Raw genomic sequence first — 25675 nt, forward strand, 5'->3', positions numbered from 1 at the left:
GCGGGCTTGCCTGCGATTGCGATGTGTCAGTTCAGGTACTGACAGACCGTTATCGCAAGCAAGCCAGCGCCCTCGCTGGATCGTATTCCGGCCACAGAATTTTAGTGTTTTCAGGAGTTTCCAATGGCGAAGAAACCCAACGCTGCCACCTTTATCAAAGACCCGCTCTGGTACAAAGACGCGGTGATTTATCAGGTTCACGTCAAATCCTATTTCGACTCCAATAACGACGGTATCGGTGATTTTCCCGGCCTGATCGCCAAGCTCGACTACATCGCCGATCTGGGCGTGAACACCATTTGGTTGCTGCCGTTCTATCCCTCGCCACGCCGTGACGATGGCTATGACATTGCCGAATACCGTGGCGTGCACAGCGACTACGGCACCATGGCCGACGCCAAGCGCTTCATCGCCGAGGCGCACAAGCGCGGGCTGCGGGTGATCACCGAGCTGGTGATCAACCACACCTCCGACCAGCACCCCTGGTTCCAGCGCGCACGCAAGGCCAAGCCCGGCTCGGCGGCACGGGACTTCTACGTGTGGTCGGATGACGACCAGAAATACGACGGCACGCGCATCATCTTCCTCGACACCGAGAAGTCCAACTGGACTTGGGACCCAGTCGCGGGCCAATACTTCTGGCACCGTTTCTACTCTCACCAGCCCGACCTCAACTTTGACAACCCCCAGGTGATGAAAGCCGTGTTGTCGGTGATGCGCTACTGGTTGGACATGGGCATCGACGGCCTGCGCCTCGACGCCATCCCGTACCTGATCGAGCGCGACGGCACTAACAACGAAAACCTTCCTGAAACCCACGATGTGCTCAAGCAGATCCGCGCCGAAATCGACGCCCATTATCCTGACCGTATGCTGCTGGCCGAAGCCAATCAGTGGCCGGAAGACACGCAGCTGTACTTCGGTGACAAGAAGGGCGACGACGGCGATGAATGCCACATGGCGTTTCACTTCCCGCTGATGCCACGCATGTATATGGCGCTGGCCCAGGAAGATCGCTTCCCGATCACCGACATCCTGCGCCAGACTCCGGAAATTCCGGCCAACTGCCAGTGGGCGATCTTCCTGCGCAACCACGATGAGTTGACATTGGAAATGGTCACCGACAAGGAGCGCGATTACCTGTGGAACTACTACGCCGCTGACCGTCGCGCGCGGATCAACCTGGGTATTCGTCGCCGTCTTGCACCGTTGATGGAGCGTGACCGTCGTCGAGTCGAGCTGCTCAACAGCCTGTTGCTGTCGATGCCCGGTACGCCCACCCTGTACTACGGCGATGAGATCGGCATGGGCGATAACATCTACCTCGGCGACCGCGATGGCGTGCGCACGCCGATGCAATGGTCCATCGACCGCAATGGCGGGTTCTCTCGCGCCGACCCGGCCAGCCTGGTACTGCCGCCGATCATGGACCCGCAATACGGCTACCCGTCGGTGAATGTCGAGACCCAGGCCCAGGACCCCCATTCGCTGCTGAACTGGACCCGGCGCATGCTGGCGGTGCGCAAGCAGTCCAAGGCGTTTGGTCGTGGCAGCTTGAAAATGCTCTCGCCGAGCAACCGCCGCATCCTGGCCTATACCCGTGAATTCACCGGCGAAGATGGGCGCAACGAGATCATTCTCTGCGTGGCCAACGTGTCGCGCAGTGCCCAGGCGGCCGAGCTGGACCTGTCGGCATTCGCCGGCATGGTGCCGGTGGAGATGCTGGGCGGTAATGCCTTCCCGCCCATCGGCCAGTTGAATTTCCTGCTGACCCTGGCGCCCTATGGCTTTTATTGGTTCGTGCTGGCGCCGGAAAACCAGATGCCCAGCTGGCACGTGGAGCCGGCCCAGAGCATGCCGGACTTCACCACGCTGGTGTTGAAAAAGCGTATGGAAGAACTGCTGGACGAACCGTGTCGCGCCTCCCTGGAACAGACAGTGCTGCCAGCCTGGCTGCCCAAGCGCCGCTGGTTCGCCGGCAAGGACACGGCCATCGACAGCGTGCGCATTGCTTACGGCGTGCGCTTTGGCGACCCGCAACACCCGGTGTTGCTCAGCGAACTGGAAGTGACGGCCGGTGGACAGGTCAGTCGTTATCAGTTGCCGTTCGGTTTCCTCGGCGAAGATCAGTTCACCAGCGCCTTGCCGCAGCAATTGGCGTTGGCCCGTGTGCGGCGCGTGCGTCAGGTGGGGTTGGTGACCGATGCCTTCAGCCTCGAACACTTTGTCCGCGCCGTGATCCAGGGGTTGCAGGCGGGTACCCTGCTCAACACCCATGAAGGCGAGCTGCGCTTTGCGGCCACCCCGCACCTGGCCAAGCTGCAACTGACGGATGAGTCCGAGGTGCGCTACCTGTCGGCCGAGCAGTCCAACAGCTCGGTGGTGGTGGGCGAGTGCCTGGTGCTCAAGCTGATCCGCAAAGTCGCCTCCGGCGTGCACCCGGAACTGGAAATGAGCGCCTACCTGACCGAAGCCGGCTACCCGAATATCTCGCCGTTGCTGGGCTCGATGATTCGCCACGACGCCGAGGGCCAGGACAACCTGCTGATGATTGCCCAAGGCTACTTGAGCAACCAGGGCGACGCCTGGGGCTGGACCCAGAATAACCTGGAGCGCGCGATCCGCGACGAACTGGCCGAAGCCATGTCCGAACAGGAACAGCACTACAACGCCCTCGGCGAGTTGGCTGACTTTGCCGGGTTGCTTGGCCAACGCCTGGGCGAGATGCACCGGGTGCTCGGCGCGAAAACCACCAACAAGGACTTCAAGCCGGAAGTCACCACTGTCAAGGACACCCAGGCCTGGGCCAAGGATGTCGGCGCGCAATTGGACCGCGCGTTGCAACTGCTCAAACTTCATCAAAGCCAGTTGAACCTGGCGGATCAAGCGCTGGTCAGTGAATTGCTGGCGCAGAAAAAAGCCATCGCCAGCCATGTGCAGGCCCTGGCGAAAGCCACGGCCGGCGGATTGCGTATTCGGGTCCATGGTGACTTGCACCTGGGCCAGGTGCTGGTGGTCAAGGGCGATGCCTACCTGATCGACTTTGAAGGTGAGCCGGCGCGCCCACTGCATGAGCGACGCGGCAAGCACAGCCCGTATAAAGATGTGAGCGGCGTGTTGCGTTCCTTCGACTATGCAGCGGCCATGGCCTTGAATGTACAAGGGGTGGATCACTCGCCCGAGGCGGACCAGGCGCGCAAACGCGTGACTGACCGTTACCTGAAAGAAGCACGCCAGGCCTTTATCCAGGCCTATCAGTCCGCTACGTCTACACTGGCGCATGACTGGCAGGATGCCAAAGGCCAGGACGCAGCGCTGACGTTGTTCAGCCTGGAGAAGGCCGCGTATGAAGTGGCCTACGAAGCGGAAAACCGCCCGACCTGGTTGCCAGTGCCCCTGCAAGGGTTGCACGGACTGTTGAGCGGGCTTGCGCCTATATCGAAAACTGCACGCGGTGGGGAGACGTCATGAGCTTTACAAATAAAGAACCGCTGCAACCGAAGTTGACGGCATTGCCGGCGTCCAAGGACGTCGAAGCGCTGGTACGCGCCGAACACCATGACCCGTTCTCGATTCTCGGGCCACACGATGATGATCACGGCGGCCAGTTTATCCGTGCGTTCCTGCCTGAAGCGTTGAGTGTCCAGGTACTGGCCCGCGACAGTGGTGAGCAGATCGGTAGCCTGGACGCGAGCCAGGTGCCCGGTCTGTTTGTCGGGCACTTTCACACGCGCCAGGCGTACCTGTTGAAAATCCAGTGGGCGGGTGGCGAGCAGATCACGGAAGACCCTTATAGCTTCCAGCAACTGTTGCTCGGTGAAATGGACCTGTACCTGTTCGCCGAAGGCAATCACCGCGACCTTGGCAGTTGCCTCGGTGCCCAGGTGACCAGCGTCGACGGCGTGCAAGGTGTGCGTTTTGCGGTGTGGGCACCGAATGCTCGGCGGGTGTCGGTGGTGGGCGACTTCAATATCTGGGACGGTCGCCGACACCCGATGCGCCTGCGCCATCCTTCCGGCGTGTGGGAGATCTTTATCCCACGCCTGCAGCCGGGCGCCGCCTACAAGTACGAAGTGCTCGGCGCCAACGGGATCCTGCCGCTCAAGGCCGACCCTGTGGCGCTGGCCACCCAATTGCCGCCGGACACTGCGTCAAAGGTCGCCGAGCCCTTGCAGGTCGACTGGCAGGACCACGCATGGATGCAGTCGCGGGTGGAAAAGCAGAAGACCACCGCGCCGCTGTCGATCTATGAACTGCACGTGGGTTCCTGGCAGGCCGAGCTGGACGAGGCGGGCGAAGTGGCACGCCAGTACAATTGGCGCGAGCTGGCTGAACGTCTGATTCCCTATGTGCAGCAACTGGGCTTCACCCATATCGAGTTGATGCCGATCATGGAGCATCCGTTCGGCGGCTCGTGGGGCTATCAGGCCTTGTCACAATTCGCACCGACGGCACGCTTTGGCTCGCCGCAGGATTTCGCCTATTTCGTCGATGCACTGCATCAGGCCGATATCGGCGTGATCCTCGATTGGGTGCCGGCGCACTTTCCCACGGATACCCACGGCCTGGCGCAATTTGACGGCACCGCGCTGTACGAATATGCCAACCCGCTGGAAGGTTTCCACCAGGATTGGGACACGCTGATCTACAACCTGGGCCGCACCGAAGTGCATGGTTTCATGCTGGCTTCGGCGCTGCACTGGCTCAAACATTTCCACATTGACGGGCTGCGCGTGGATGCGGTGGCCTCGATGCTCTACCGCGACTACTCGCGCAAGGCCGGCGAGTGGGTACCGAACCGTCATGGCGGCCGCGAAAACCTGGAAGCGATCGACTTCCTGCGTCACCTGAACGATGTGGTCGCCATTGAGGCGCCTGGCGCCCTGGTGATCGCCGAGGAATCCACCGCCTGGCCCGGCGTCAGCCAGCCGACCCAGCAGGGCGGCCTGGGCTTCAACTACAAATGGAACATGGGCTGGATGCACGATTCCCTGCATTACATCCAGCAGGACCCGGTGTATCGCGCCCATCACCACAACGAGCTGAGTTTCGGCCTGGTATACGCCTGGTCCGAGCGTTTCATCCTACCGATCTCCCACGATGAGGTGGTGCACGGCAAGCATTCGCTGATCGACAAGATGCCTGGCGACCGCTGGCAGAAGTTTGCCAACCTGCGTGCCTATCTGGCGTTCATGTGGATGCACCCCGGCAAAAAACTGTTGTTCATGGGCTGCGAATTCGGCCAATGGCGCGAGTGGAACCACGACCAGCAGCTGGATTGGTACTTGCTGCAGTATGCTGAGCACAAAGGCGTGCAAAGGCTGGTCGGCGACCTTAACCGCCTGTACCGCGAGGAACCCGCCCTGCATGAGCAGGACGACGCGCCCCAAGGCTTCCAGTGGTTGATCGGTGACGATGCGATCAACAGCGTCTACGCCTGGCTGCGCTGGAGCAAGGACGGCAGGCCAGTGCTGGTGGTGGCCAACTTCACCCCGGTGCCGCGTGAGGGTTATAAAGTCGGCGTGCCGTTCAGCGGGCGCTGGAGCGAAGTGATCAACAGCGACGCGGACATGTACGCCGGCTCCAATTACGGAAATGGAGGGGAGATATTTACCCAGGATGAGCCGCACCATGGACAGGCGGTATCGCTGTCGTTGAATCTCCCGCCGCTTGGCGTATTGATTCTGCGTCCGGAACCGCTTTAAAGGCTCTACCGTGCTGGATTCTGTTGTCCGCACTACTGGCAGGGTGCCACAATGGCGCCTTTGTCGTGGCAGTCGGATCGGGCGAATTTCATGAATGGCCTTGAGCGTGGGCAGGACCATGATTGCTTCATAGAGGAGCAGGTGCGAACCGATCGTTTGCACCAGCTGTTCCGGCAGTCATTCGCTGCGATATTCGGCAGTTACCTGGCTGCGGTGATGCTGTGCTGGCTGTGCTGGGAGCGGTTTGACCATCAGGTTATCTTGGTCTGGCTGGTGGTATTGGCGGCGACGTCGCTGATTCGCATCATGATGTTCATGAAGTGGTTTCGCTGCCCCAATGCCGAACGCACTCCAGACCGCTGGGAACGCCGCTACTGGGTTACGTTGCTGCTGTCTGCCGCAACCTGGGGCCTCGGCGCCTTGGCGGTGATGCCCACCGATGATCGGTTGTCCCAGGTGCTGGTGATGCTGTTTACCGTGGGCATGTCGGTCAGCGCCGTGTCCTGTTACTCGGCTTATCGCTACATGACGCTGGCTTCCATGGCCGTGGTGCTGTTGCCGTGCACGCTATGGCTGCTGTTCCAGCCGTCGTCGATGCAAGTGGGCGTAGCCGTTGCGGTGCTGGTGTTCTCCACCTTTGTCGTCAGCGCCACGCGCAAGCTCTCGGATGCTTTGGAGAAGGCCTTTCGCCTGACCCGGCAGATGGAGCGTGCCCACAACATTTCCACCCGCGCCGCACAGACCGACGAACTCACCGGCCTGATGAACCGCCGTGCCTTCTTTGAACATGCCCAGGTGTTGTACGCCCAATGCCGTCACAACCGGCAACCGCTGTGTGCGCTGATGATGGACATGGATCACTTCAAGGAAATCAACGACACCTACGGCCACCAGGCTGGTGACCAGGTGTTGCGTCAGATTGGCGGGGTGATCAGCACGTCGTTCCGCCAAGCCGATGTGTACGGGCGCCTGGGCGGCGAAGAATTTGCGGTGTTGCTGCCCAATACGTCGCTGGAAACCGCGCGGGATATTGCCGAGCAGTTGATCAAGGCCATTTCGGGATTGGCCTCCGAGCCGGTGCATGGGTTGACCGCCAGTCTGGGTGTGGCGTCCACCCATGCGCAGGATCAGGACTTGCACGGCCTGATGAACACCGCTGACAAGGCCCTGTATCGCGCCAAGGCCCAGGGCCGCAATCAGGTGGCAGTGGCGGAGTAGGGCTCAGGGCATCGCCTTGGCGAGCGCCCGGGCAACCTGGTCGGCGGAGTAGGGCTTGGGCAGGAACTCAAACCCTTCGTAACCGCTGTCGGCCAGTTCCTCGCTGTAGCCGGACGTGAGCACCACCGGCAAGTCCGCGCGCCGTTGCCGCAGTACTTTCGCCATGGCTACGCCGGTCATACCGGGCATCACCACATCCGAAAAAATGCCATCGAACGCCAGGGCGTCCGTGCCGGCCAAGGCGAGGGCCTGCTCCGCGTTGGTGGCCCAAGTGGTCTGGTAGCCCAGATCCTGGAGGATCTGGGTGGCGAAGCGGCCCACTTCGAGGTTGTCTTCCACGATCAGGATGTGGCGTTGCGCGGCATCGTGCGTGGGCGCAGGGCCTTGCTGCGGTTGCTCGTCAGGTAGCGCCTGTGGCGTCGCCTCTGGCAGGTATAGCGTAAAGACCGAGCCTTGCCCTGGGGTGCTGACGACTTCCACGTTGCCCCCGGACTGCTTGGCAAAGCCGAATACCTGGGACAGTCCCAGCCCGGTGCCTTTGCCTACGGCCTTGGTGGTAAAGAACGGCTCGAAAATGCGTTCGACGGCGTCGCCAGGAATACCGCTGCCGGTATCGGCCAGGGAAATGCTCACAAACGGTTGTCGGGCTTCCGCATCGCCCCGGATCCGTGGCATTGCTTCGACAGTGACCACGCGCAGGGTCAGGGTGCCTTGACCCTCCATCGCATCCCGGGCATTAAGGGCGATATTGATCAGCGCGGTTTCGAACTGGCTGGCGTCCACCCGCACATGGCAAGGGTGCTCGGGCAGTTGCACCTGCACGTGGATGCGTGCGCCGGTGACGCTTTCAAGCATTTCGCCAATGTTCTTGACCCGCTGGCCCGCATCGAAGACTTCCGGGTTGAGCGGTTGGCGCCGGGCGAACGCGAGGAGTTGGCTGGTGAGCTTGCTGGCGCGCTCGACGGTGTCGGAAACAGCGCTCATGTAGCGCTGGCGCCGCTCTTCGGAAAGCCCGGGCTGGCGCAGAAAGTCGACCGACGAGCGAATGATGGTCAGCAGGTTGTTGAAGTCATGGGCAACGCCACCGGTCAATTGGCCGATGGCTTCGAGTTTCTGCGACTGGTGCAACGCGGCTTCGGCCTGGGTGAGGGCGGCAGTACGCTCCATTACACGCTGTTCGAGGGTGGCATTCAGCTCGGTGAACGCCGCCAGGCCTTCGCGTACGGCGGCGTCGGCGCGTACCCGTTCGATATGGGCCCAGGAGCGTTCGGTGACTTCGCCTACCAGCGCCAGGTCGTAGGGTGACCAGACGCGCGCCTTCTTGTGATGCACCGCCATCAAGGCGGTCAGGCGGCCGTCCTTGATCAGTGGGAAACACACCGTCGCCAGGACGTCCAGGGCCTGATAGCTGGCGGCTTCCTCGGGTGGGAACTCCACCCGGTTGTCCTCAACCACCAGCGGCTCACCCGCGCGCAACTGCCGCACTGCCCGTGCGCCGAACGAGGCGAGGCTGTAGCGCCCTACAATGCTGGGCGAGCCCGGTGCCGCCCAATTGCCGCGAATGGTGAAGCCGTCTTCGTCGGCGTCCATGTCCGCGTAAGCGCAATTGGACACCTGCAAGTGCTCAGCCAGCAGGCGTGTGGTGGTGGACATGATGGTTTCGGCGTCGGTGGCATTGGCCACCGCACTGCCCACGGCATCCAGCACGGCCAGGCGGCGGGCGAGGAACACGGTGGCGGTGGTTTCCGTAACGGTGTCGAGCATGCCCACGACCCTGCCTTGAGGGTCGCGGATCGGGCTGTAGCAAAAGGTGAAGTACGCCTGCTCGGAACCGTTGCCGCGCTCGATCAGCAGGGGGAAGTTCTCGATGTAGGTGGCATGCCCCTCGAACGCCGCATTGGCGATGGGGCCGATGTCTGCCCACGCCTCATGCCACACCTCGCTGAACGGGCGGCCCAGCGCATAGGGCTTGTCCCCCAGAATCGGGATGAAGGCGTCGTTGTACAGCATGGTCAACTGCGGCCCCCACACAATGGATTGGGGGAAGCTTGAGGCGAGGCAAAGCGCCACGGTGGTCTTGAGCACATCCGGCCACTGCTCCAGCGGCCCCAGGGGCGAGCTTGCCCAATCATGCAGGCGAACCCGCTCAGCCATGTCGCTGCTGCTTTGCAGCCAATTCATCGCGAGAACACCTTGTTTGCCACCGCCTGTCGAACGCCTGAAGTCAGGTTAACTATCAACAGACCGGAATGACCGCTGCCAAGTTCAGCGCCATTATCCATGAGATGGCGATTTGATGCTGCAACCGTTTGATCGACCTGCACATTGACTTATTGCGCGCCGAAAACCCCCGTCCAGTAAATCCCTGCATCACTCTTCGGGTCCATGGCATACGCCGCGCCCAGTTCACGGAATTGCGGGTTCATCAGGTTGGCGCAATGGGCCGGGCTGGCCAGCCAGCCATCCACGACTTTGCGTGGGGTATCCAGGCCGGCGGCGATGTTCTCGCCGATGTTCTTCGCGATGTATCCCGCCAGTTCGGCACGGTCGCCAGGGGTACGGCCGTCATGGTCGAGGTGGTCAAAGAAATTGCCATTGGCCATGTTGCGCGTGTGGCTGTTGGCAGCGCTGGCCAGGTCTTCGTTCCAGGACAAAGGTGTGGTCGCGGTAAAGGCCTGGGTGCCGCACTGGCGCGGCTGCGAACGCGCGGTGTTGATCAGGTTCAGCACCTGCCGGCCTTCGGTCTGCCAGTCGCCCAGGCCGCTGGTGAGCAGTGGACGGGCGAGCACGATGCGCCAGTCCTGGCCGCTGTTGCTCACGCCGATATCGACAAATTGTGGATCCAGCACCACGCGGCAGAAGCTTTCGCGCACGGCCTTCATGGCTGCCTGGGCATCCTTGGGGCCGGACAGGCTGATGGCCTGCACGTTGACCATCGGGTACGCGGCCCGCGCCAGCGCCTGCTGCAGGTCACCGACATTGGTGGCCGGCAGCACCAGCCGCGTATCGCTGGTCAGCGGTGGCAGTTCCTGGGAACCCTGGTCGCCGCAGCGCTGCACTTGGCTGCGGTATTGGTTGATCTCTTGTACCAACTGACTTTCTTCATTCGCCATCGCGCTGGCGCAGAACACCGTACTGGCGGCCAGCGTCGTAAGACCCATCATCAATGACAGAACGCGCATGGACGTTACCCTTGAGCTTGAAAGTGCCCATGATGCGCGATGTAACCCGGTCTGGCGCAACGCCTTTTTTGTTTTTTTGCCTCAATGGATGTTCTGGAGGCCGTTGAAAGCAGCAAAGCGGCGCCATGCCATCACGCTGGCCAGCAGGATCAAGCCCAATGCCACGCTGAACGTTGTATGCAGGCCATAGGCCACGGATTGGGGAAGGGCGCGGGTGACATCCGGGCTGGCCCAGGCGAACACCGCCCCCAATGCCCAGGCGCCGACAATCAGCCCCAGGTTGCGTGACAGGTTTAACAGGCCCGACACCGTGCCACGACGCGCGCCCTCCACGTCGCCCATCACGGCAGTGTTGTTGGCGGCCTGGAACAGGCTGTAGCCGGTGGTCAGGATCACCAAGGCGCCCAAATAGACGAATAGACCCCAAGCGCAGGCCAGCAGCAGGGCGCCACAGGCCATCATGCCCAGGCCGGCCAGCGTCATGCGCGGGCTGCCGAGGCGGTCGGTGAGCCTGCCGGCCGGTACGCCGGTGATGGCCGCGACGCAGGGGCCGACCGCCATGACCAAGCCCATCCATTCGGGATCGAGTCCCAGTCCTCGGGACAAGTAGAACGGGCCGACCACAAACGTGGCCATGATCACAGCGGCCACCAGGGCACTCATGACCAACCCGGTGCGCAACGACGCATCTTTTAATGATGGCCAGAAACCTGAGCCGGCCGAGGAGAGCGCGTGGGGCCGATCAACCGGCAAATAGCAGAAGGCAAGGGCGACCGCCACCAATCCCAATGGCACGCCAACCAGGAAGATCGCCTGCCAGCCCCACACACTCAGCAACACGCCGCCGACACTGGGCCCCATCGCGGTGCCAACGGCCGACATCGTGCCCAGCAAACCCATCACCCGGCCGGTACGCGCCTTGGTGACGGTGTCACCGACTATGCCCAGGGCCATGGCCATCATCACTGCTGCGCCGAGGCCTTGCACGACGCGCGCTGCAATCAGCCACGCCAGGGACGACGCCATGCCGCACAACCCGCACGCCACGGCAAACAGCAGCAACCCGGCGAGCAACAACCGCCGCCGTCCGAACCGGTCGCCCAGACGTCCGGCGCTGACAATCACCGCCGTGATTGCCAGCAGATAGGCCAGCACCACCCATTGCACGGCGTGGAAAGAGGCATCAAACGCTCGCGTCAGGCTGGGCAGCGCGACATTGGCGATGCTGGTGCCCAGGGAGGCCAGCAACATGGACAGGCACAGGCTGACGAGGCTGCCACGTGAGGTGCTTTGCATGGACAATTCCTTGAATGAAGGCAACTGTCACAAATCTACGGTGTGGCTTAACATGGCGGAAGACGCATGATGTGCAGTTAATACGTGCACCCAACGCCATATGAGGAGTGCTGATGCCCGATCTCAATCTGCTGATCACCCTGGATGTGCTGCTCGCCGAAGGCAGTGTTGCGGCTGCGGCCAAACGCCTGCGTCTGAGTCCTTCGGCCATGAGCCGAGCGTTGGCCCGTTTGCGCGAAACCACCGGCGACCCCTTGCTGGTACGCGCGGGTCGCGGCCTGGTGGCCACGCCCAGGGCGCTGGAGTTGCGTGACCAGGTCAGTCGTCTGGTGCAAGAGGCCAATGCCGTGCTGCGCCCCGCGCAATCCCTGAATATGAACCAGGTGACGCGCACCTTCACCCTGCGTACCAGCGAAGAGTTTGTCGAAAATTTCGGTCCGGCATTGCTGGCCCGCGCCGCGAGGGACGCGCCCGGCGTGCGCTTGCGGTTCATCCACAAGGCCGACAAGGACAGCACTTTGCTACGCGAAGGCAGCGTCGACCTGGAGACCGGGGTGGTCGACCCCACTGCCGGCCCGGAAGTGCTGACCCAGGCGCTGTTTCGCGATCGCCTAGTCGGCGTTGTGCGCAGTGGTCACCCCCTCAGCCGGGGTGACGTCAGCGTCGAGCGTTATGCCGCAGGTCAGCACGTCTACGTATCCCGACGGGGCCAGGATCGAGGCCAGATCGACGACTTACTTGAAGCCCAGGGCCTCACGCGACAGATCACTACCATTGTCGCCGGTTTCGCCACTGCCATCGCCTTGGCCCGAGACACTGACTTGATCGCCAGCGTGCCGGAACGCTACACCGCCCATCAATCCGAGGGCCTGCACCGCTTTGCATTGCCGCTGACGTTGCCCACCTTCACCGTGGCGATGCTCTGGCATCCCAGGTTGGATGCCGACCTGGCCCATCGCTGGTTGCGCGGATGTTTGCGTGAGGTGTGTGGGCTGCAACAGGTACAATCGGCGCTGCCTTGACGTTAAACCCAGGAATTTGCATGTTCAGCCTTACCCGCTACACCACGCCGTGCCCCGAGCCCATCAATGCTCAGATCCTGCAGATGGTGGTGGATAACCTCACCGATATCAGCAGCGTGGCGCTGCCGCCGAGCAACCTGTTGTACAACATCTACCAGTACGCCATTGGCTTTGAGGTGCACCTTTACCTGGAGGCGCTGAACGGCGCCAAAGGCATCGCCGTCGAGTTGGTGGTGGCGATGGAAGCGGAAAAACTCATCGGCTTTTGCCTGTACCTGCCGGTGAAGGACGATCCGGAGGCCTGCGGCATTGCGTTCATGGCGGTCCAGGTCGGTTACCGGCGTCAAGGTGTGGCGCGCGCAATGATGGGTGACGTGTTGAGCCGCTATCCCCATGCGGAACTGGCGTGCTCAGTGGAGAAGGTGCCGGCGTTCGAGGGCATGGGTTTCCAAGTGCGCGGTGCGCGGGGTACCCAGGTGCTGATGAACACGCGGGACTACGGCACGGAGGGCTTGATGGGCGTGCTGGATGTGGCGTCGATCTACCGCTCATTGGAAGTGCGGCAGATTCATACCTACCTGCTGCAAAAGCACGGCAAGCGCGCCATGGTGGATGCCGAGAAACAACGCGATCGGCACCTTGATCAACTGGCGCGCCGGGTGCAGCTGTTTCTACAGGATCGGGGCTGAAAGACAATCCCGCATTGGCCTTACGGCTTGGCCAGGTTGCCGTTGCCGCCAACACCGTCATCGGTAATGACACGCCCGCCGTGCCGGTTTATTCCTCGCCTGTCAGACGTTATTCACATGCGACTGCGATTGACTATCGCGAGGATGGTCGCCAGCAACTCCTGCTTCGCCTCTTCACGGCTGATCTCGCCGCTGGCTGCCGCCTGGGACAGCGCCTCCGCAGCGCCCAGCATGCCGCGCAGTCCCGCCTGGGACACGCGGCCGAAGGGCGACAGCGCGTCGCGGCATTTTTCGAGGAAGATCGCCTCGTACTGGCGCTTGAGTGCTTCCAGCTCCGGCGAGCTGCTAAGGGCCGCAATCACCCCCGGGATTTCCCGACCCTGCAATAACACGCAATCCACATAGGATTCGGCGATCACCCAGGCACGCTCGTCCAGCGTGTCGCCACTGGCCGCGATGGCGTTGGCGAAGACCTGATCCTGGCGCGCATCGAAGTCCTCATACAGCGCCGCCAGCAACCCGGCACGGGTGACGAAATGGTCGTAAACCACCGGCTTGGTCACGCCCGCCAACTCCGCCAGGCGACCAAGGGTCAGGGCTTCGGTGCCTTCATCGCGCACCAGTTGCCAGGCCACCTCCAAGAGTTGGCGCAGGCGATCTTCACGGGACAGGCGACGGCGGGGGGAGGTGGATTCGCTGCTTGACATGCTTATATACCAAAAGTAACTTACTAATCGTAACTTAAGCCTAGGCTAACCCCAAAGGGAGTCAATGTCATGCACGCACTCATCGTTGTTGCTCATCACGACCCGCAATCCCTCACCCATAGCGTGGCTGCGCAGGTGTCAGCCGGCCTTACTGCATCGGGCCACACCTTCGAAATCGCCGACATTGCCGCGGAAGGTTTCGACCCGCGCTACGCCGCCGCCGATCACTTAGTGCACCGTACCCGCGCCACGCCTCCGGCCGACGTGTTGGCCGAACAGGCCCGCATCGACCGCGCCGATGCGCTGGTGCTGGCATTCCCGATTTATTGGTGGTCGCTGCCGGGCCTGCTCAAGGGCTGGATCGACCGCGTCTTCGTCAACGGCTGGGCCATCGATTACGGCCCCGACACCCCGGTGGTGAAAAAGCTGCGGCACTTGCGGGTGCATCTGCTGGCGCTGGGTGCAGCGGACGCCGATGCGTTTGATCGACACGGCTACGCCAACGCGATGCGCACGCAAATTGACTACGGGATCTTTGATTACTGTGGCGCGCAGGTGGTGACGTCGGCGTTGTTGCTGGAGTCGGAAAGCGGCGCGGCGCAGGCGCATCTGGACAAGGCCAGGGCCTTGGGCAAAGGGCTGTTCGAAACCGAAACCGTGGCGGGTTGATTCAACCTTCGCGAAACAGGTCGTGGGCGTCAAGCAGGCGGTAGGCGATTTCCGGACGTTTCTCCATGCCCCGGCGGATGGCTGCCGGGATGGATTGGCGGGTCTTGCGGCACATGCCCGGCAGCTCGTCGATCACGATCTGGATACCGCGCATGCTCTTGACCTCGGTATGGCCGGGGGCCACGTGCACGCGGATGCCCAAAAGTTCGTACATCCGCTGCTGCATGTGCTTCAGGTCTTGCAGGCTCTTGAGGTCTTCCAGCCGGTCGAGCAGTTTTTTCTCTTCCTGGCGCGTCAGGTTGAGAATGCGCAGGTCGGCACCAGGCGCTTGCAGCAGTTGCTCGCGGTCGCAGACGCAGGCGCCGGGTGGGCAGGGTTGGCGAATTGTCATGTGCAGTGCCTCCCCATTCCGACGCCGCCCCTTTAATAGCTCAACTGAACCCCAAGACTGCCCAAGGCCTTCCAGTATTCAGGATAGGTCTTCGCGACGCAGTCCGGGTCCTGGATGCGGATCCCCGCGACTTTCAACCCCGCCAGCGCAAAGCACATGGCGATGCGGTGGTCGGCGTGGGTGTCGATCAGCGCGTTGCACGAGGTGCCGGCCAGGGCCGGATCGCTGGCCACCAGCAGGTCGTCGCCTTCGATGGTCGCCAGGCCCGGGCGGATCTCGTTCAGGCCGTCATGCAGGGCCTGGACGCGGTCGCACTCTTTGACCCGTAGGTTGGCCAGCTCGGTAAAGCGCACCGGGGTGTTGTTGAACGCGGCGAGTACTGCCAGGGTCGGGATGGCGTCCTGCATCTGCGAGCCGACGACTGTGGCTTGCATGTTTGGAAACTGCGCGATCACGGCCTGGGCCTTGGCATCCGGCTGGGTGAAATCCTGGGCGGCCACGCCGATGTCGATGCGGCCACCGGTCAACACTTCAGCGGCCCACAGGTAGGTCGCGGCGGAGGCGTCGGGTTCGATCAGGTAGTCGTGGGCGGTGTAGCCGGTGGGGGCCACGCGCCAGGTGGTGTCGTCGACCGCTTCAACCTGGGCACCGAAGGCGCGCATGCAGTCCAGGGTCAGGTCCACGTAGCCACGGGCACCAATGTCCTTGCCGGTCAACGCCACTTCAATCGGCGCTTCGCCACAGGCCGCGAGCATCAGCAGGGCCGATACGTATTGGCTGGACAGGCCGCCGTCGATCTCGAAACGCTTGGCCTTGATCTTGCCGACGCCGTGTACGGTGACCGGTGGGCAGCCGGTGGGGCTGTCGACCAGGATGCCGTTCTGGCCGAGGGTTGCCAGCAGCGGGCCGATCGGGCGTTTTTGCATGTAGTCATCGCCGTCCAGCACCACGGTGCCTTCCACGGTGGCGACGGCAGCGGTGAGGAAGCGCATGGCGGTGCCGGCGTTGCCGAGGAACAGTGGTTGCGACGGCAGTTGCAGTTTGCCTTGGCCGGTGACGACGAAGGTGGTGTCGTCCGGCTCGTCGATGGTTACACCCATCTGGCGCAGGGCTACGGACATGTGGCGGGTGTCGTCGCTCTTGAGCGCGCCGCTGAGGCGGCTGGTGCCGTTGGCCAGCGCGGCAAGCAGCAGGGCACGGTTGGTAATGGATTTGGAGCCGGGGGGCGCGACCTTGCCATTGAGGGGGAAGTTGGGCGGTGTAACGGTCACGGTTTTCTGCGAACTCAAGGTACAAGGCTCCTGATTCAAGGCAAGGTGGAACGGAGTGGCCGACGGGCGGACTGGAATAATCGGGCATAGACGCCGTGCTTGTCGAGCTTGGGGTCGTGGCCGCTGATATTTACTCGGTGTATGTGGGAACTGGCGTGCCTGCGATGCAGGCGCCTCGCTCCCTCTGATACGCCCAGCAGTCCTTTACCGCTTCGCCAACCAATACGCGTGCAGTGCTCGTGCTGCCGGTTCGAGTTCGCTGACGCGTTGCTGGTGTGCTTGCACGTCCAGGTCGGCGGGCAGTTCGAAGTTGTCCTGTTCGGCGCACCAGGAGATTTTTTCCAGCAGTGCTGCCTGTTCTGCCGGCAGCGCCGGCCAGTTGCCGATGGCCGCGCCGCGGATGTAGCCAAAACACCATTCTTCGGCCAGGGTCACGTTCTGGCCCTGGTGTTCGGTTTCGTCGAAGCGAGCCTTGAAGCCCTGGGCATCGGTGGCCAGCTGGCTTGCCAGGGTGTTGATGTGGCGCACGCACAGTTCGAGGAAGCTTTGCGCTTCATCCATGTTGTTCCACTCCGGGTTCTGGCCGCCCCAGATCGCCGGGAACCACTCAGCCACATCCACCTGCGCCGGGCTGGACACCAAGGCGGTGAAGTAGCCGTCGAGTTCGGCCAGGTTCAGCACCGAATGGTCGTCGCCGTACTTGAGCAGGGTGTTTTCGATGAACTCGAATTCGGCAGGGGTGAGGGGGTGGGCGTGCATGGGCATATCCTTTAAACGTCGAGCGCCGCGAATGGGGCGGCCTAAAGCGCGAAGGATGGCGTGTGTGCCGGGTTTTATCCAGCATTTTGCAGGGTTTTTACCAGCGCCGTTGGCACAGCTTGCTCACACACATCGAACCCACCACGGCCAGGATGATCGGTACCAGGAAGTCATGGTCGATTCGGGTGAACTCCGCCACCAGCACAATCGCGGTCAACGGCATGCTCATGCTGGCGGCCAGGAATGCCGCCGCGCCGATGATCGCAAACGCGCCCAAGGGAACGCCGGGCCACGCCAGGCTCCAGGCGCCGCCGAGGATGATTGCCAGTAACGCGCCATTGGCGAGGCCGGGGGTAAGCAAGCCGCCTTCGGCCCCGGCGCGCAGGCTGCTGGTGGTGATCAGCACTTTGACCACCAGCAATAAAGCCGCCAGGCCGATGCTTAACTCGTTGTCGAAACCCAACTGCGCAGGGCCTTTGCCATTGCCGAGGATTTGCGGCAATACCATCGCCAAGCCGCCGATGATGGTGAAGTTGATCAATGCCAGCACCGGCAAGCGCCAGCCTCTTGCAGCCTGTGCCCGCGCCTTGCCGGTGAGCCGGGTGAAAGCGTACGCAGCCACGCCGAATAGCGGGCCGCAAACCACCGCCCAAGCGATCAATTCAGGGCTCAATACGAAGTTCGGGACCTCATATTGTAATTGCGCACCCAGCCCGATCCACGCCACCGAGGCCGCAATCGCCGAGGTCGCCAGCGCAATCACCGCCGCTGGCCAACTGAACGCGCCCACCAGTACTTCCAGCACAAACACCGCGCCACCCAGCGGCACGTTGTAGACCGCCGCCAGACCCGCCCCGGCGCCGCAGGCGACGAGCAGGCGATGCATCTGTGGGTCGAGTCGCGCCCGCAGGGACAACCAGGTGGCGGCCAATGCCCCGATTTCCCGCGGTGCCACTTCACGGCCCAGCGGCGAACCCAGCGCCACGGTGATGATCTGCAGCACGGCGTGGGCGAGGGTGGTCTTGGGCGGCATGATCGGCATCTTTTCCGCGACAGCTTGCTTGATGCTCACCAGCGGCCGGCCATAGCGATAAATTGCCCACCAGCCCAATCCCGCCACCAGGCCGCACACCACCAGCACCAGCAGACGCCGCTCGGGCGCAGCCGCCGTGACGCCCAGCAAGAACGTTTCATGGCTGACCAGGCTGTCGAGACTATAGCCGTAGGCCAGGTGCTGAATACCGTGCAGGAGCAATGCCAGCAGCATCCCGCCCAACCCGGCACCGATACCGGTCAATACGACCACCAGGGCCAGGATCAAGGTTGAGCGAAACGTAGTCGGCATAGGCGGCTCCAGGCAATGGCCCTGATTGTATAGCCGATAAATCGGCCGCCTTGGGTGAAATGTATCGGTGCTGCATGAAGTGATCACTCACAACATTCCATCACATTGGCCTGTCCCGTTTTTGGCCGATGTGCCGTGACGTTCCCTTGTTATAGTTCGGGCCTTATCACTCGCCAGTCAGGGATCACTGCCATGTCCGAATACCACGCTTTTGTCGTCGAACTCATCGGCAACGTTGCCCATGTGCAGATCAACCGCCCGGAAAAGATCAACGCGATGAACGCCGCGTTCTGGACCGAGATCATCGACATCTTCCAATGGATCGAGGACACCGACGCCGTGCGCGCCGTGGTGCTTAGCGGTGCAGGCAAGCATTTTTCCTCCGGCATCGACCTGATGATGCTGGCCTCGGTGGCCAACGAGTTCGGCAAGGACGTGGGCCGCAATGCGCGCCTGCTGCGCCGCAAGATCCTTGAACTGCAAGCCTCGTTCAATGCCGTCGATAACTGCCGCAAGCCGGTGCTGGCGGCGGTCCAGGGTTACTGCATCGGCGGCGCCATCGACCTGATCAGCGCCTGCGACATGCGCTACGCCGCCGAGGGCGCGCAATTTTCCATCAAGGAAATCGACATTGGCATGGCCGCCGACGTCGGCACCTTGCAGCGCCTGCCGCGCATCATCGGCGACGGCATGCTGCGCGAACTTGCCTACACGGGCCGCCAGTTTGGCGCTGAAGAGGCGCGCAGCATCGGCCTGGTCAATCGCGTCTATCCCGATCAGGACAGCCTGTTGGCCGGCGTCATGGAAATCGCCCATGAAATCGCCGCCAAGTCGCCGATAGCCGTCACCGGCACCAAGGCCATGATCAGCTACATGCGTGACCATACAGTCAATGATGGTCTGGAATACGTTGCCACCTGGAACGCGGCTATGTTGCAATCCAACGACCTGCGCGTGGCCATCGCGGCCCACATGAGTAAGCAGAAACCCGAATTCGTGGATTGACTGACATGACCCCAGGCTGGATTACCACAACGTTGCTGGACAACGACACCCCCGGTGGCTGGGCCGTCGCCCGCAGCCGCGAGGGCTTTTTACACGACACCAATGGCCCCTTGTTTCCCCGGGAGTGGCTCAAGCGCCAGGACCTCTCGGTGTTCGCCGAACACGGCATTGGCCACCTTGATGGCGAACCGGTGTACCTGCTGGAACTCGATGCCCCTGCTGAAGTACCGGGCTGCAGCTGGCAGGGTCTGCGCGGCTTCATGCTGCAAGGCGACCACACGCTTTACAAAGTGCTGGGGTATGCGGCGCAGATCGGTACCTGGGCGCGTGAACACAGGTTTTGTGGGCGTTGCGGCCAGGCCATGGTCCAGGTGCCACGCGAGCGGGCGATGTATTGCGAGGCCTGCGACTTGCGCAGCTACCCACGGATCTCGCCAAGCATGATCGTGTTGGTGACCCGTGGCGACGAGATCCTGCTGGCGCGTTCGCCACGTTTTGTCACGGGGGTGTACAGCACGCTGGCGGGTTTTGCCGAGCCGGGCGAGTCGGCCGAAGACTGCCTGATCCGCGAGGTACGCGAAGAAGTGCAGGTAGAGGTCAAGAATATCCAGTACATGGGCAGCCAATGCTGGCCGTTCCCTCATTCGATGATGCTGGGCTTCCATGCCGAGTACGCCGGTGGTGACATCGTGCCCCAGGCGGACGAAATCGAGGACGCGCAGTGGTTCAACATCCACGACCTGCCGCCGTTGCCGGCCTCTCGCTCGATTGCGCGTTACTTGATCGACCTCTACCTGGCCCGTCGACTAGGCCACGCTGAACCAGTGCTGCCAGGCTAGGCGCACTGTCAGGCCAAGGACCACGGTGATAAACACCGGGCGAATGAATTTGGCGCCGCCGCTGATCGCGCTGCGTGCCCCAAAGAACGCGCCGCACATTACCGAGATGCCCATGGCCAGGCCGACGATCCAGTCCACCGAGCCGTTGATGATAAACACCGTCAGCGCCGCCGCGTTGCTGACGAAGTTCATGCTGCGCGCCACGCCGCTGGCTTTCACCAGGTCGATGGGGTGCAGCAGCATCGTGCTGACGGTCCAGAACGCCCCGGTTCCGGGGCCGGCCACGCCGTCGTAGAAGCCCAGGCTGAAGCCCTGGGTGGATTGCCATTTCTTCTTGATCGGCGCATCGGCGTCCAGCGGCGCCTTGGGCGTGCCGCCAAACAGCAGGTACACGCCACAGGCGAACACGATCACCGGCAGCATCTTGTTCAGGGTTTCGGCGGGCAGGTAGTGGGCGACTACGGCGCCGGTGAGGGCGCCGACCAGCGTGCCGACGATGGCATGCACCCACTGGCGCGGATGGAACAGCTTGCGGCGATAAAAGGTGAAGCTGGCGGTGGCCGAGCCGAAGGTGGAACTGAGCTTGTTGGTGCCCAGCACCAAGTGCGGTGGCATACCGGCGGTGAGCAGCGCAGGGGTGGTGAGCAAACCGCCACCGCCAGCGATGGCGTCGATGAAGCCGGCGATAAAGGCGACAACGGCCAGGATGGCGAGGGTGGTGAGGTCTACGCTGAGTTCGAAGGGCATGGGCTGGGCTTATGATTGGCAGGGCGCTAAGCGAAAGGCCGCCATCTTACTCGCCAGCTAGACGCAAATCCAAATGTGGGAGCGGGCTTGCACGCGAATGCGGTGTATCAGTACCCGATGTACCGACTGACACTCAGCATTCGCGAGCAAGCCCGCTCCCACATCTTCAACTGCGATCAACCGTGACGTTTTTCGATCCACTCCAGCGCCGTGCGCCAGATACAAATCCCCAGGAAGTAAGCCGACATTAACGACCACAGCCCGAACGTCCACGGGTTGGTATTCGGGTAATCCACCACCATCAAAAAGCTGCACAGCAGCCAGATCGTGGTCACCGCGATATTGATCGGCATGAAACGCTTCACCCGGAACGGGTGCAGGAATTTCATCGGCGTCACGGTCAGCAGGGCCAGGCCGATCACCGTCAGCAAGGTGACCCAGGCTTCCGGCTGGATGATATAGACGCACAAGGCCACCACATTCCACGCGGCGGGGAAGCCCACGAAGTAGTTGTCCTTGCTTTTCATGTTGACGTTGCAGAAGCAGAACAGCGACGACACCAGGATCACCGACACCGCAAACAGGTGGGTGAAGTCCGGCAGGTCGATGTAGCGGTAGATGAACAACGCTGGAATGAATACGTAGGTGAGGTAATCAATCACCAGGTCGAGCACCGAACCGTCGAAGCTCGGCAAAACCGTGCTGACATTCACGCGTCGCGCCAGTGAACCGTCGACACCGTCCACCACCAATGCCAGGCCCAGCCACAACAGGCAGGCCTTGGGTGAGTTTTCCAGCAGCGCCAGGGTAGCCAGAAAGGCCAATACCACACCGGTGGCGGTAAAGCCGTGGGCGCCCCAGGCTTTGAGTCTGGCTACATGCAGGGTCGATATCACGGGCGGTTCTCCAAAAGGTGAAACGGGGCAGCCGACAACGTGACGCCGTCGAGTCTGGCCGGGGAATGCAGGTATCGACCGGGAAGGGGGTAAGAAGGTTCACCACCCCGGCGTATCACTTAGCGTAGCAAGCGTAGGACGTTTCGGCATCAGCCCTGGCGGAACACCAGCGCCTTTAAGCCACTTTGCACATCAATGTCAGGAAATTCCGGCGGGTTTTGTAGCCGTTCAACAAAACGCAGGCCCGGAGCCTCGCGGGTGACACCGTCGATCAGGAAGTCTTCACCAAAGGCCGGATCGTTCATGCAAGCCAATACAGTGCCTTGTGGTGTAAGCAGGTCCGGCAGGCGGCGCAGCACGCGCTGGTAGTCCTTGGTCAGCAGGAAACTGCCTTTCTGGAACGAGGGTGGGTCGATGATCACCAGGTCATAGGGGCCGCTATGGGTGACTTTGGCCCAGGACTTGAACAGGTCGTGGCCCAGGAAACTGACTCTGCTCAGGTCATGACCATTCAGGCGATGGTTGTCACGGCCACGGCTCAAGGCACCACGCGCCATGTCCAGGTTCACTACGTGGTCCGCGCCACCTTCGATGGCCGCCACGGAAAACCCGCAGGTATAGGCAAACAGGTTGAGCACGCGCTGGCCCCTGGCCTGCTCGCGCACCCAGTTGCGGCCGTAGCGCATGTCGAGGAACAGCCCGCTGTTCTGTTTTTTACCCAGGTCGATCAGGTAGCGCAGACCGCCTTCAGTAATGGTCAGCTCGTCGACAGGGTTGCCCGCCAGCCATTCGGTGGTGCTTTGCGGCAGGTAGCGGTGTTGCAGGGCGACGGTGTACGTACCGAACTCGGTTTGCAGCAGCTGTTTCAGGGCGTCCAGTTGTGCAGCGTCCGGCTCCTTGAACAACGCCACCAACAGCACGCCTTGCAACCAGTCCACCGTCAGTTGCTCCAGGCCCGGCCAGCAGCGGCCACGGCCGTGGAACAGGCGACGGGTTTCAGCCGGTGGGTGCGCCAGGGCGGTGAGCAGGTGAGTGTGCAGGGTGGCGAGTACGTCTGGGGTCATCGTTTAGCGTCGGTCGTTGAGCGGGCGGCATTTTAAACACAATTGCGGGCTTTCGTCCTGCTTGAGCATAACGTGCTGGTAAAACGAAGCCTGGCAGTGATTCATGCTCAAAATTCAACGGTGAACGCCTGATAACAGGCAAAAAATCCTCCAGCATCGACATAAACTGGAAAAAAACGCCGGAGGTGCCCATGAACGGTTTCACAAATGCGGTGATTGACCAGCAAGAGTTGGATGAGTGGCGCGACGCCCTGGCTTCCCTGGTCACCCACGCCGGCCCCGTGCGGGCGCGCCAGATCCTCGACGTGCTGGCTCAAGACGCCAGTGCTGCGCACATCGACTGGAAACCCCGCCACGGCACGCCCTATATCAATAGCATCAGCGTGGCGCAGCAACCGGCATTCCCCGGCGACCTTGCTACCGAAGAACGTTTGGCCTCGCTGGTACGCTGGAACGCCTTGGCCATGGTGGTGCGCGCCAACCAGGCCTATGGCGAGCTGGGTGGCCATATCGCCAGCTACGCCAGTGCGGCGGACTTGTTCGAAGTGGGTTTCAACCACTTTTTCCGCGCGCGCAACGAAGGGTTTGGCGGCGACCTGGTGTTCTATCAGCCGCATTCCGCGCCGGGCATCTACGCGCGGGCGTTCCTTGAAGGGCGCTTGAGCGAGCACGACCTGGCCCACTATCGGCAGGAAATAGGCGGGTCCGCGCATGGCGCACGCGGCCTGTCCAGCTACCCGCACCCGTGGTTGATGCCGGACTTCTGGCAGTTTCCCACCGGATCCATGGGCATCGGCCCCATCAGTTCGATCTTCCAGGCGCGTTTCATGCGCTACTTGCAGCATCGCAACTTGCAGGACACCCGCGACCGCCACGTCTGGGGCGTCTTCGGCGATGGCGAGATGGACGAGCCGGAAAGCATGTCGGCCCTGACCCTGGCCGCCCGCGAAGGCCTGGACAACTTGACCTGGGTGGTCAACTGCAACCTGCAACGCCTCGACGGCCCAGTGCGCGGCAATGGGCGAATCATCGATGAGCTGGAAGCCTTGTTCGCCGGCGCGGGCTGGAACGTGATCAAGCTGGTGTGGGGCTCGGACTGGGATGCGTTGCTGGCCAATGACGCTGACGGTTCGCTGGTCAACACCTTGTCCAACACCGTCGACGGTCAATTCCAGACCTTCGCCGCCAAGGACGGTGCCTACAACCGTGAACACTTCTTCGGCCAGAGCGAATCCCTGGCCCGGCTGGTCGAGGGCATGAGCGATGAGCAGATCGACCGTCTCAAGCGTGGCGGCCACGACATGGTCAAGATCCACGCGGCCTATCACGCCGCACGTCGGGTCAAAGGCAAACCCACGGTGATTCTGGCCCAGACCAAGAAAGGCTTCGGCATGGGCGAGGCCGGGCAGGGCAAGATGACCACTCACCAGCAGAAGAAGTTGGACCGTGATGCGTTGATCGCCTTCCGCAATCGCTTCCAGTTGCCGCTGACCGATGAACAGACCGAATCACTGAGCTTCTTCAAACCGGCCGAGGACAGCCTGGAGTTGCGCTATCTGCACCAGCGCCGCACTGCGTTGGGCGGCTACGTGCCCCGTCGCAGTCAGGGCGCCAGCCCGGTCGGCGTGCCGGCGGTTTCGGCATACGCCGGCTTCGCGACGGCCGCCGACGGCAAGGAAATGTCCACCACCATGGCCTTCGTGCGCATGTTGACCAACCTGCTCAAGGATAAGGCCCTGGGCCCACGTATCGTGCCTATCGTGGCCGATGAAGCGCGGACATTCGGCATGGCCAACCTGTTCAAGCAGATCGGTATTTATTCAAGCGTCGGTCAACGCTACGAGCCTGAGGACATTGGCTCGATCCTCAGCTACCGCGAAGCCACCGACGGGCAGATCCTGGAGGAAGGTATCAGTGAGGCCAGCGCCATCAGTTCCTGGGTCGCGGCGGCGACCAGCTATTCGGTGCATGGCCTGCGCATGTTGCCGTTCTACATCTATTACTCGATGTTCGGCTTCCAGCGCGTTGGCGACCTGATCTGGGCGGCCGCCGACCAACGCGCCCGTGGCTTCCTGCTGGGTGCCACCGCCGGACGCACCACCCTGGGGGGCGAAGGCTTGCAGCACCAGGACGGCAGCAGCCACCTCACGGCTGCCACCGTGCCCAATTGCCGTGCCTACGACCCGGCGTTCGCCGGGGAATTCGCGGTGATCCTCGATCACGGCATGCGCCAGATGCTGGAGCAGGATGTGGACGAGTTCTACTACGTGACCCTGATGAACGAAAACTATCCGCAGCCGAGCCTGCCGGAAGGGGTTGAAGCGGCGATCATCAAGGGCATGTATCGCCTGCAAGGCGCGGCCGGTGCCCAGGTGCGCCTGCTCGGGTCGGGCACGCTGGTGCGCGAAGCCCAGGCAGCGGCACAGTTGCTGGCGGACGATTGGCAGGTGGCGAGCGAGGTGTTCAGCGTCACCAGTTTCAGCGAGCTGGCGCGGGATGCGCGGGAGGTGGAACGGTGGAACCGCTTGCATCCGCAGGCAGTGGCGCGGGTCAGCCATGTGAATGAATGCTTGCCCCACGGCGCGCCGGTGATTGCGGTGTCCGACTATGTGCGGGCAGTGCCGCAGATGATTGGCTCTTACTTGGGTTCCCGCTACACCGTACTGGGTACGGACGGCTTTGGACGCAGCGATACGCGGGCGGCGCTGCGGGATTTTTTTGAGGTGGATCGCCATCACCTGGTGCTGGCAGCGCTGACGGCGTTGGCGGAGCAGGGCAGCCTGGCGCCGCAAGTGTGTCAGCAGGCGATTGAGCGCTACGGCCTGCAGGCGGAACGCGACGCTTCCTGGAACGCCTGAACCCGTGAAAGC

The 25675-nt window shown here is 62.3% G+C and carries 20 protein-coding genes; 9 read left to right on the forward strand and 11 right to left on the reverse strand.

The window, feature by feature from the left end:
- The first annotated feature begins 123 nt into the window (after nt 1–123).
- The 3 genes from treS to PF1751_RS12245 are packed head-to-tail and all read left to right on the forward strand — an operon-like array spanning nt 124 to nt 6923.
- The gene (gene treS / locus PF1751_RS12235; protein WP_044287063.1) at nt 124–3471 is read left to right on the forward strand and encodes a maltose alpha-D-glucosyltransferase; all 3348 of its coding nucleotides are present in this window, start codon (nt 124–126) and stop codon (nt 3469–3471) included.
- The gene (glgB, locus tag PF1751_RS12240) at nt 3468–5705 is read left to right on the forward strand and encodes a 1,4-alpha-glucan branching protein GlgB (protein ID WP_021491756.1); all 2238 of its coding nucleotides are present in this window, start codon (nt 3468–3470) and stop codon (nt 5703–5705) included. The genes treS and glgB overlap by 4 nt, the downstream gene beginning before the upstream one ends.
- A 51-nt stretch (nt 5706–5756) precedes the next feature.
- The gene (locus PF1751_RS12245; RefSeq protein WP_021491755.1) at nt 5757–6923 is read left to right on the forward strand and encodes a GGDEF domain-containing protein; all 1167 of its coding nucleotides are present in this window, start codon (nt 5757–5759) and stop codon (nt 6921–6923) included.
- A gap of 3 nt (nt 6924–6926) precedes the next feature.
- Here PF1751_RS12245 and PF1751_RS12250 read toward each other — a convergent pair whose 3' ends face one another.
- The 3 genes from PF1751_RS12250 to PF1751_RS12260 all read right to left on the reverse strand — a co-directional run bounded on the left by PF1751_RS12250 (nt 6927) and on the right by PF1751_RS12260 (nt 11401).
- On the reverse strand, nt 6927–9104 hold the full coding sequence (locus PF1751_RS12250) for a hybrid sensor histidine kinase/response regulator (protein WP_044287064.1): 2178 nt from the start codon (nt 9102–9104) through the stop codon (nt 6927–6929).
- A 149-nt stretch (nt 9105–9253) separates the two neighbouring features.
- The gene (locus PF1751_RS12255) at nt 9254–10105 is read right to left on the reverse strand and encodes a CAP domain-containing protein (protein WP_010210719.1); all 852 of its coding nucleotides are present in this window, start codon (nt 10103–10105) and stop codon (nt 9254–9256) included.
- Nucleotides 10106–10186: 81 nt separating this feature from the next.
- A complete protein-coding gene (locus PF1751_RS12260) occupies nt 10187–11401 on the reverse strand; it encodes an MFS transporter (RefSeq protein ID WP_044287065.1) in 1215 nt (404 codons plus the stop codon).
- 113 nt (nt 11402–11514) lie between these two features.
- Between PF1751_RS12260 and PF1751_RS12265 the strand changes: the two genes are divergently transcribed.
- Together PF1751_RS12265 and PF1751_RS12270 are read left to right on the forward strand one after the other, a co-directional pair.
- Nucleotides 11515–12423: a LysR family transcriptional regulator gene (locus PF1751_RS12265; protein WP_044287066.1), complete on the forward strand. Its 909-nt coding sequence runs from the start codon at nt 11515–11517 to the stop codon at nt 12421–12423.
- Between the two features lie 20 nt (nt 12424–12443).
- Nucleotides 12444–13112, forward strand: coding sequence for a GNAT family N-acetyltransferase (locus PF1751_RS12270; protein WP_010210715.1), 669 nt, complete (start codon nt 12444–12446; stop codon nt 13110–13112).
- A 113-nt stretch (nt 13113–13225) separates the two neighbouring features.
- On the opposite strand, the gene PF1751_RS12275 is transcribed toward PF1751_RS12270, so the two are convergent.
- Nucleotides 13226–13819, reverse strand: a complete 594-nt coding sequence (locus PF1751_RS12275) for a TetR/AcrR family transcriptional regulator (RefSeq protein ID WP_044287067.1) — start codon at nt 13817–13819, stop codon at nt 13226–13228.
- 69 nt (nt 13820–13888) lie between these two features.
- Between PF1751_RS12275 and PF1751_RS12280 the strand changes: the two genes are divergently transcribed.
- Nucleotides 13889–14488 carry an NAD(P)H-dependent oxidoreductase gene (locus PF1751_RS12280; protein ID WP_010210709.1) on the forward strand — a complete coding sequence of 200 codons (600 nt, stop codon included), beginning with the start codon at nt 13889–13891 and terminating at the stop codon, nt 14486–14488.
- 1 nt (nt 14489) lies between these two features.
- Here PF1751_RS12280 and PF1751_RS12285 read toward each other — a convergent pair whose 3' ends face one another.
- The 4 genes from PF1751_RS12285 to PF1751_RS12300 form a co-directional block, all read right to left on the reverse strand.
- Nucleotides 14490–14879: a hypothetical protein gene (locus PF1751_RS12285; protein ID WP_044287068.1), complete on the reverse strand. Its 390-nt coding sequence runs from the start codon at nt 14877–14879 to the stop codon at nt 14490–14492.
- A gap of 32 nt (nt 14880–14911) precedes the next feature.
- Nucleotides 14912–16168, reverse strand: coding sequence for a 3-phosphoshikimate 1-carboxyvinyltransferase (locus PF1751_RS12290; protein ID WP_010210707.1), 1257 nt, complete (start codon nt 16166–16168; stop codon nt 14912–14914).
- 186 nt (nt 16169–16354) lie between these two features.
- A complete protein-coding gene (locus PF1751_RS12295; RefSeq protein ID WP_044287069.1) occupies nt 16355–16909 on the reverse strand; it encodes a UPF0149 family protein in 555 nt (184 codons plus the stop codon).
- Nucleotides 16910–17006: 97 nt separating this feature from the next.
- Nucleotides 17007–18254, reverse strand: a complete 1248-nt coding sequence (locus PF1751_RS12300) for a chloride channel protein (RefSeq protein ID WP_044287070.1) — start codon at nt 18252–18254, stop codon at nt 17007–17009.
- Nucleotides 18255–18446: 192 nt separating this feature from the next.
- Here PF1751_RS12300 and PF1751_RS12305 point away from each other — a divergent pair, with 192 nt between their 5' ends.
- Both PF1751_RS12305 and nudC read left to right on the forward strand, forming a co-directional pair.
- On the forward strand, nt 18447–19259 hold the full coding sequence (locus PF1751_RS12305; RefSeq protein ID WP_010210704.1) for a crotonase/enoyl-CoA hydratase family protein: 813 nt from the start codon (nt 18447–18449) through the stop codon (nt 19257–19259).
- A 5-nt stretch (nt 19260–19264) separates the two neighbouring features.
- Nucleotides 19265–20098, forward strand: coding sequence for an NAD(+) diphosphatase (gene nudC, locus PF1751_RS12310; protein WP_010210702.1), 834 nt, complete (start codon nt 19265–19267; stop codon nt 20096–20098).
- On the opposite strand, the gene PF1751_RS12315 is transcribed toward nudC, so the two are convergent.
- The 3 genes from PF1751_RS12315 to PF1751_RS12325 form a co-directional block, all read right to left on the reverse strand.
- Nucleotides 20066–20845 (reverse strand): TSUP family transporter, encoded by a 780-nt coding sequence (locus PF1751_RS12315; protein WP_044287071.1) that lies wholly within the window; start codon nt 20843–20845, stop codon nt 20066–20068. The genes nudC and PF1751_RS12315 overlap by 33 nt on opposite strands.
- A gap of 176 nt (nt 20846–21021) precedes the next feature.
- Nucleotides 21022–21741 (reverse strand): phosphatidylcholine synthase, encoded by a 720-nt coding sequence (gene pcsA / locus PF1751_RS12320; RefSeq protein WP_010210698.1) that lies wholly within the window; start codon nt 21739–21741, stop codon nt 21022–21024.
- Between the two features lie 149 nt (nt 21742–21890).
- The gene (locus PF1751_RS12325; protein WP_044287072.1) at nt 21891–22805 is read right to left on the reverse strand and encodes a class I SAM-dependent methyltransferase; all 915 of its coding nucleotides are present in this window, start codon (nt 22803–22805) and stop codon (nt 21891–21893) included.
- Between the two features lie 191 nt (nt 22806–22996).
- Here PF1751_RS12325 and mdeB point away from each other — a divergent pair, with 191 nt between their 5' ends.
- Nucleotides 22997–25663 (forward strand): alpha-ketoglutarate dehydrogenase, encoded by a 2667-nt coding sequence (gene mdeB, locus PF1751_RS12330; RefSeq protein ID WP_044287073.1) that lies wholly within the window; start codon nt 22997–22999, stop codon nt 25661–25663.
- The last annotated feature ends 12 nt before the right edge of the window (nt 25664–25675 follow it).

This window comes from Pseudomonas simiae (assembly GCF_000934565.1).
Lineage (GTDB): Bacteria > Pseudomonadota > Gammaproteobacteria > Pseudomonadales > Pseudomonadaceae > Aquipseudomonas > Aquipseudomonas simiae.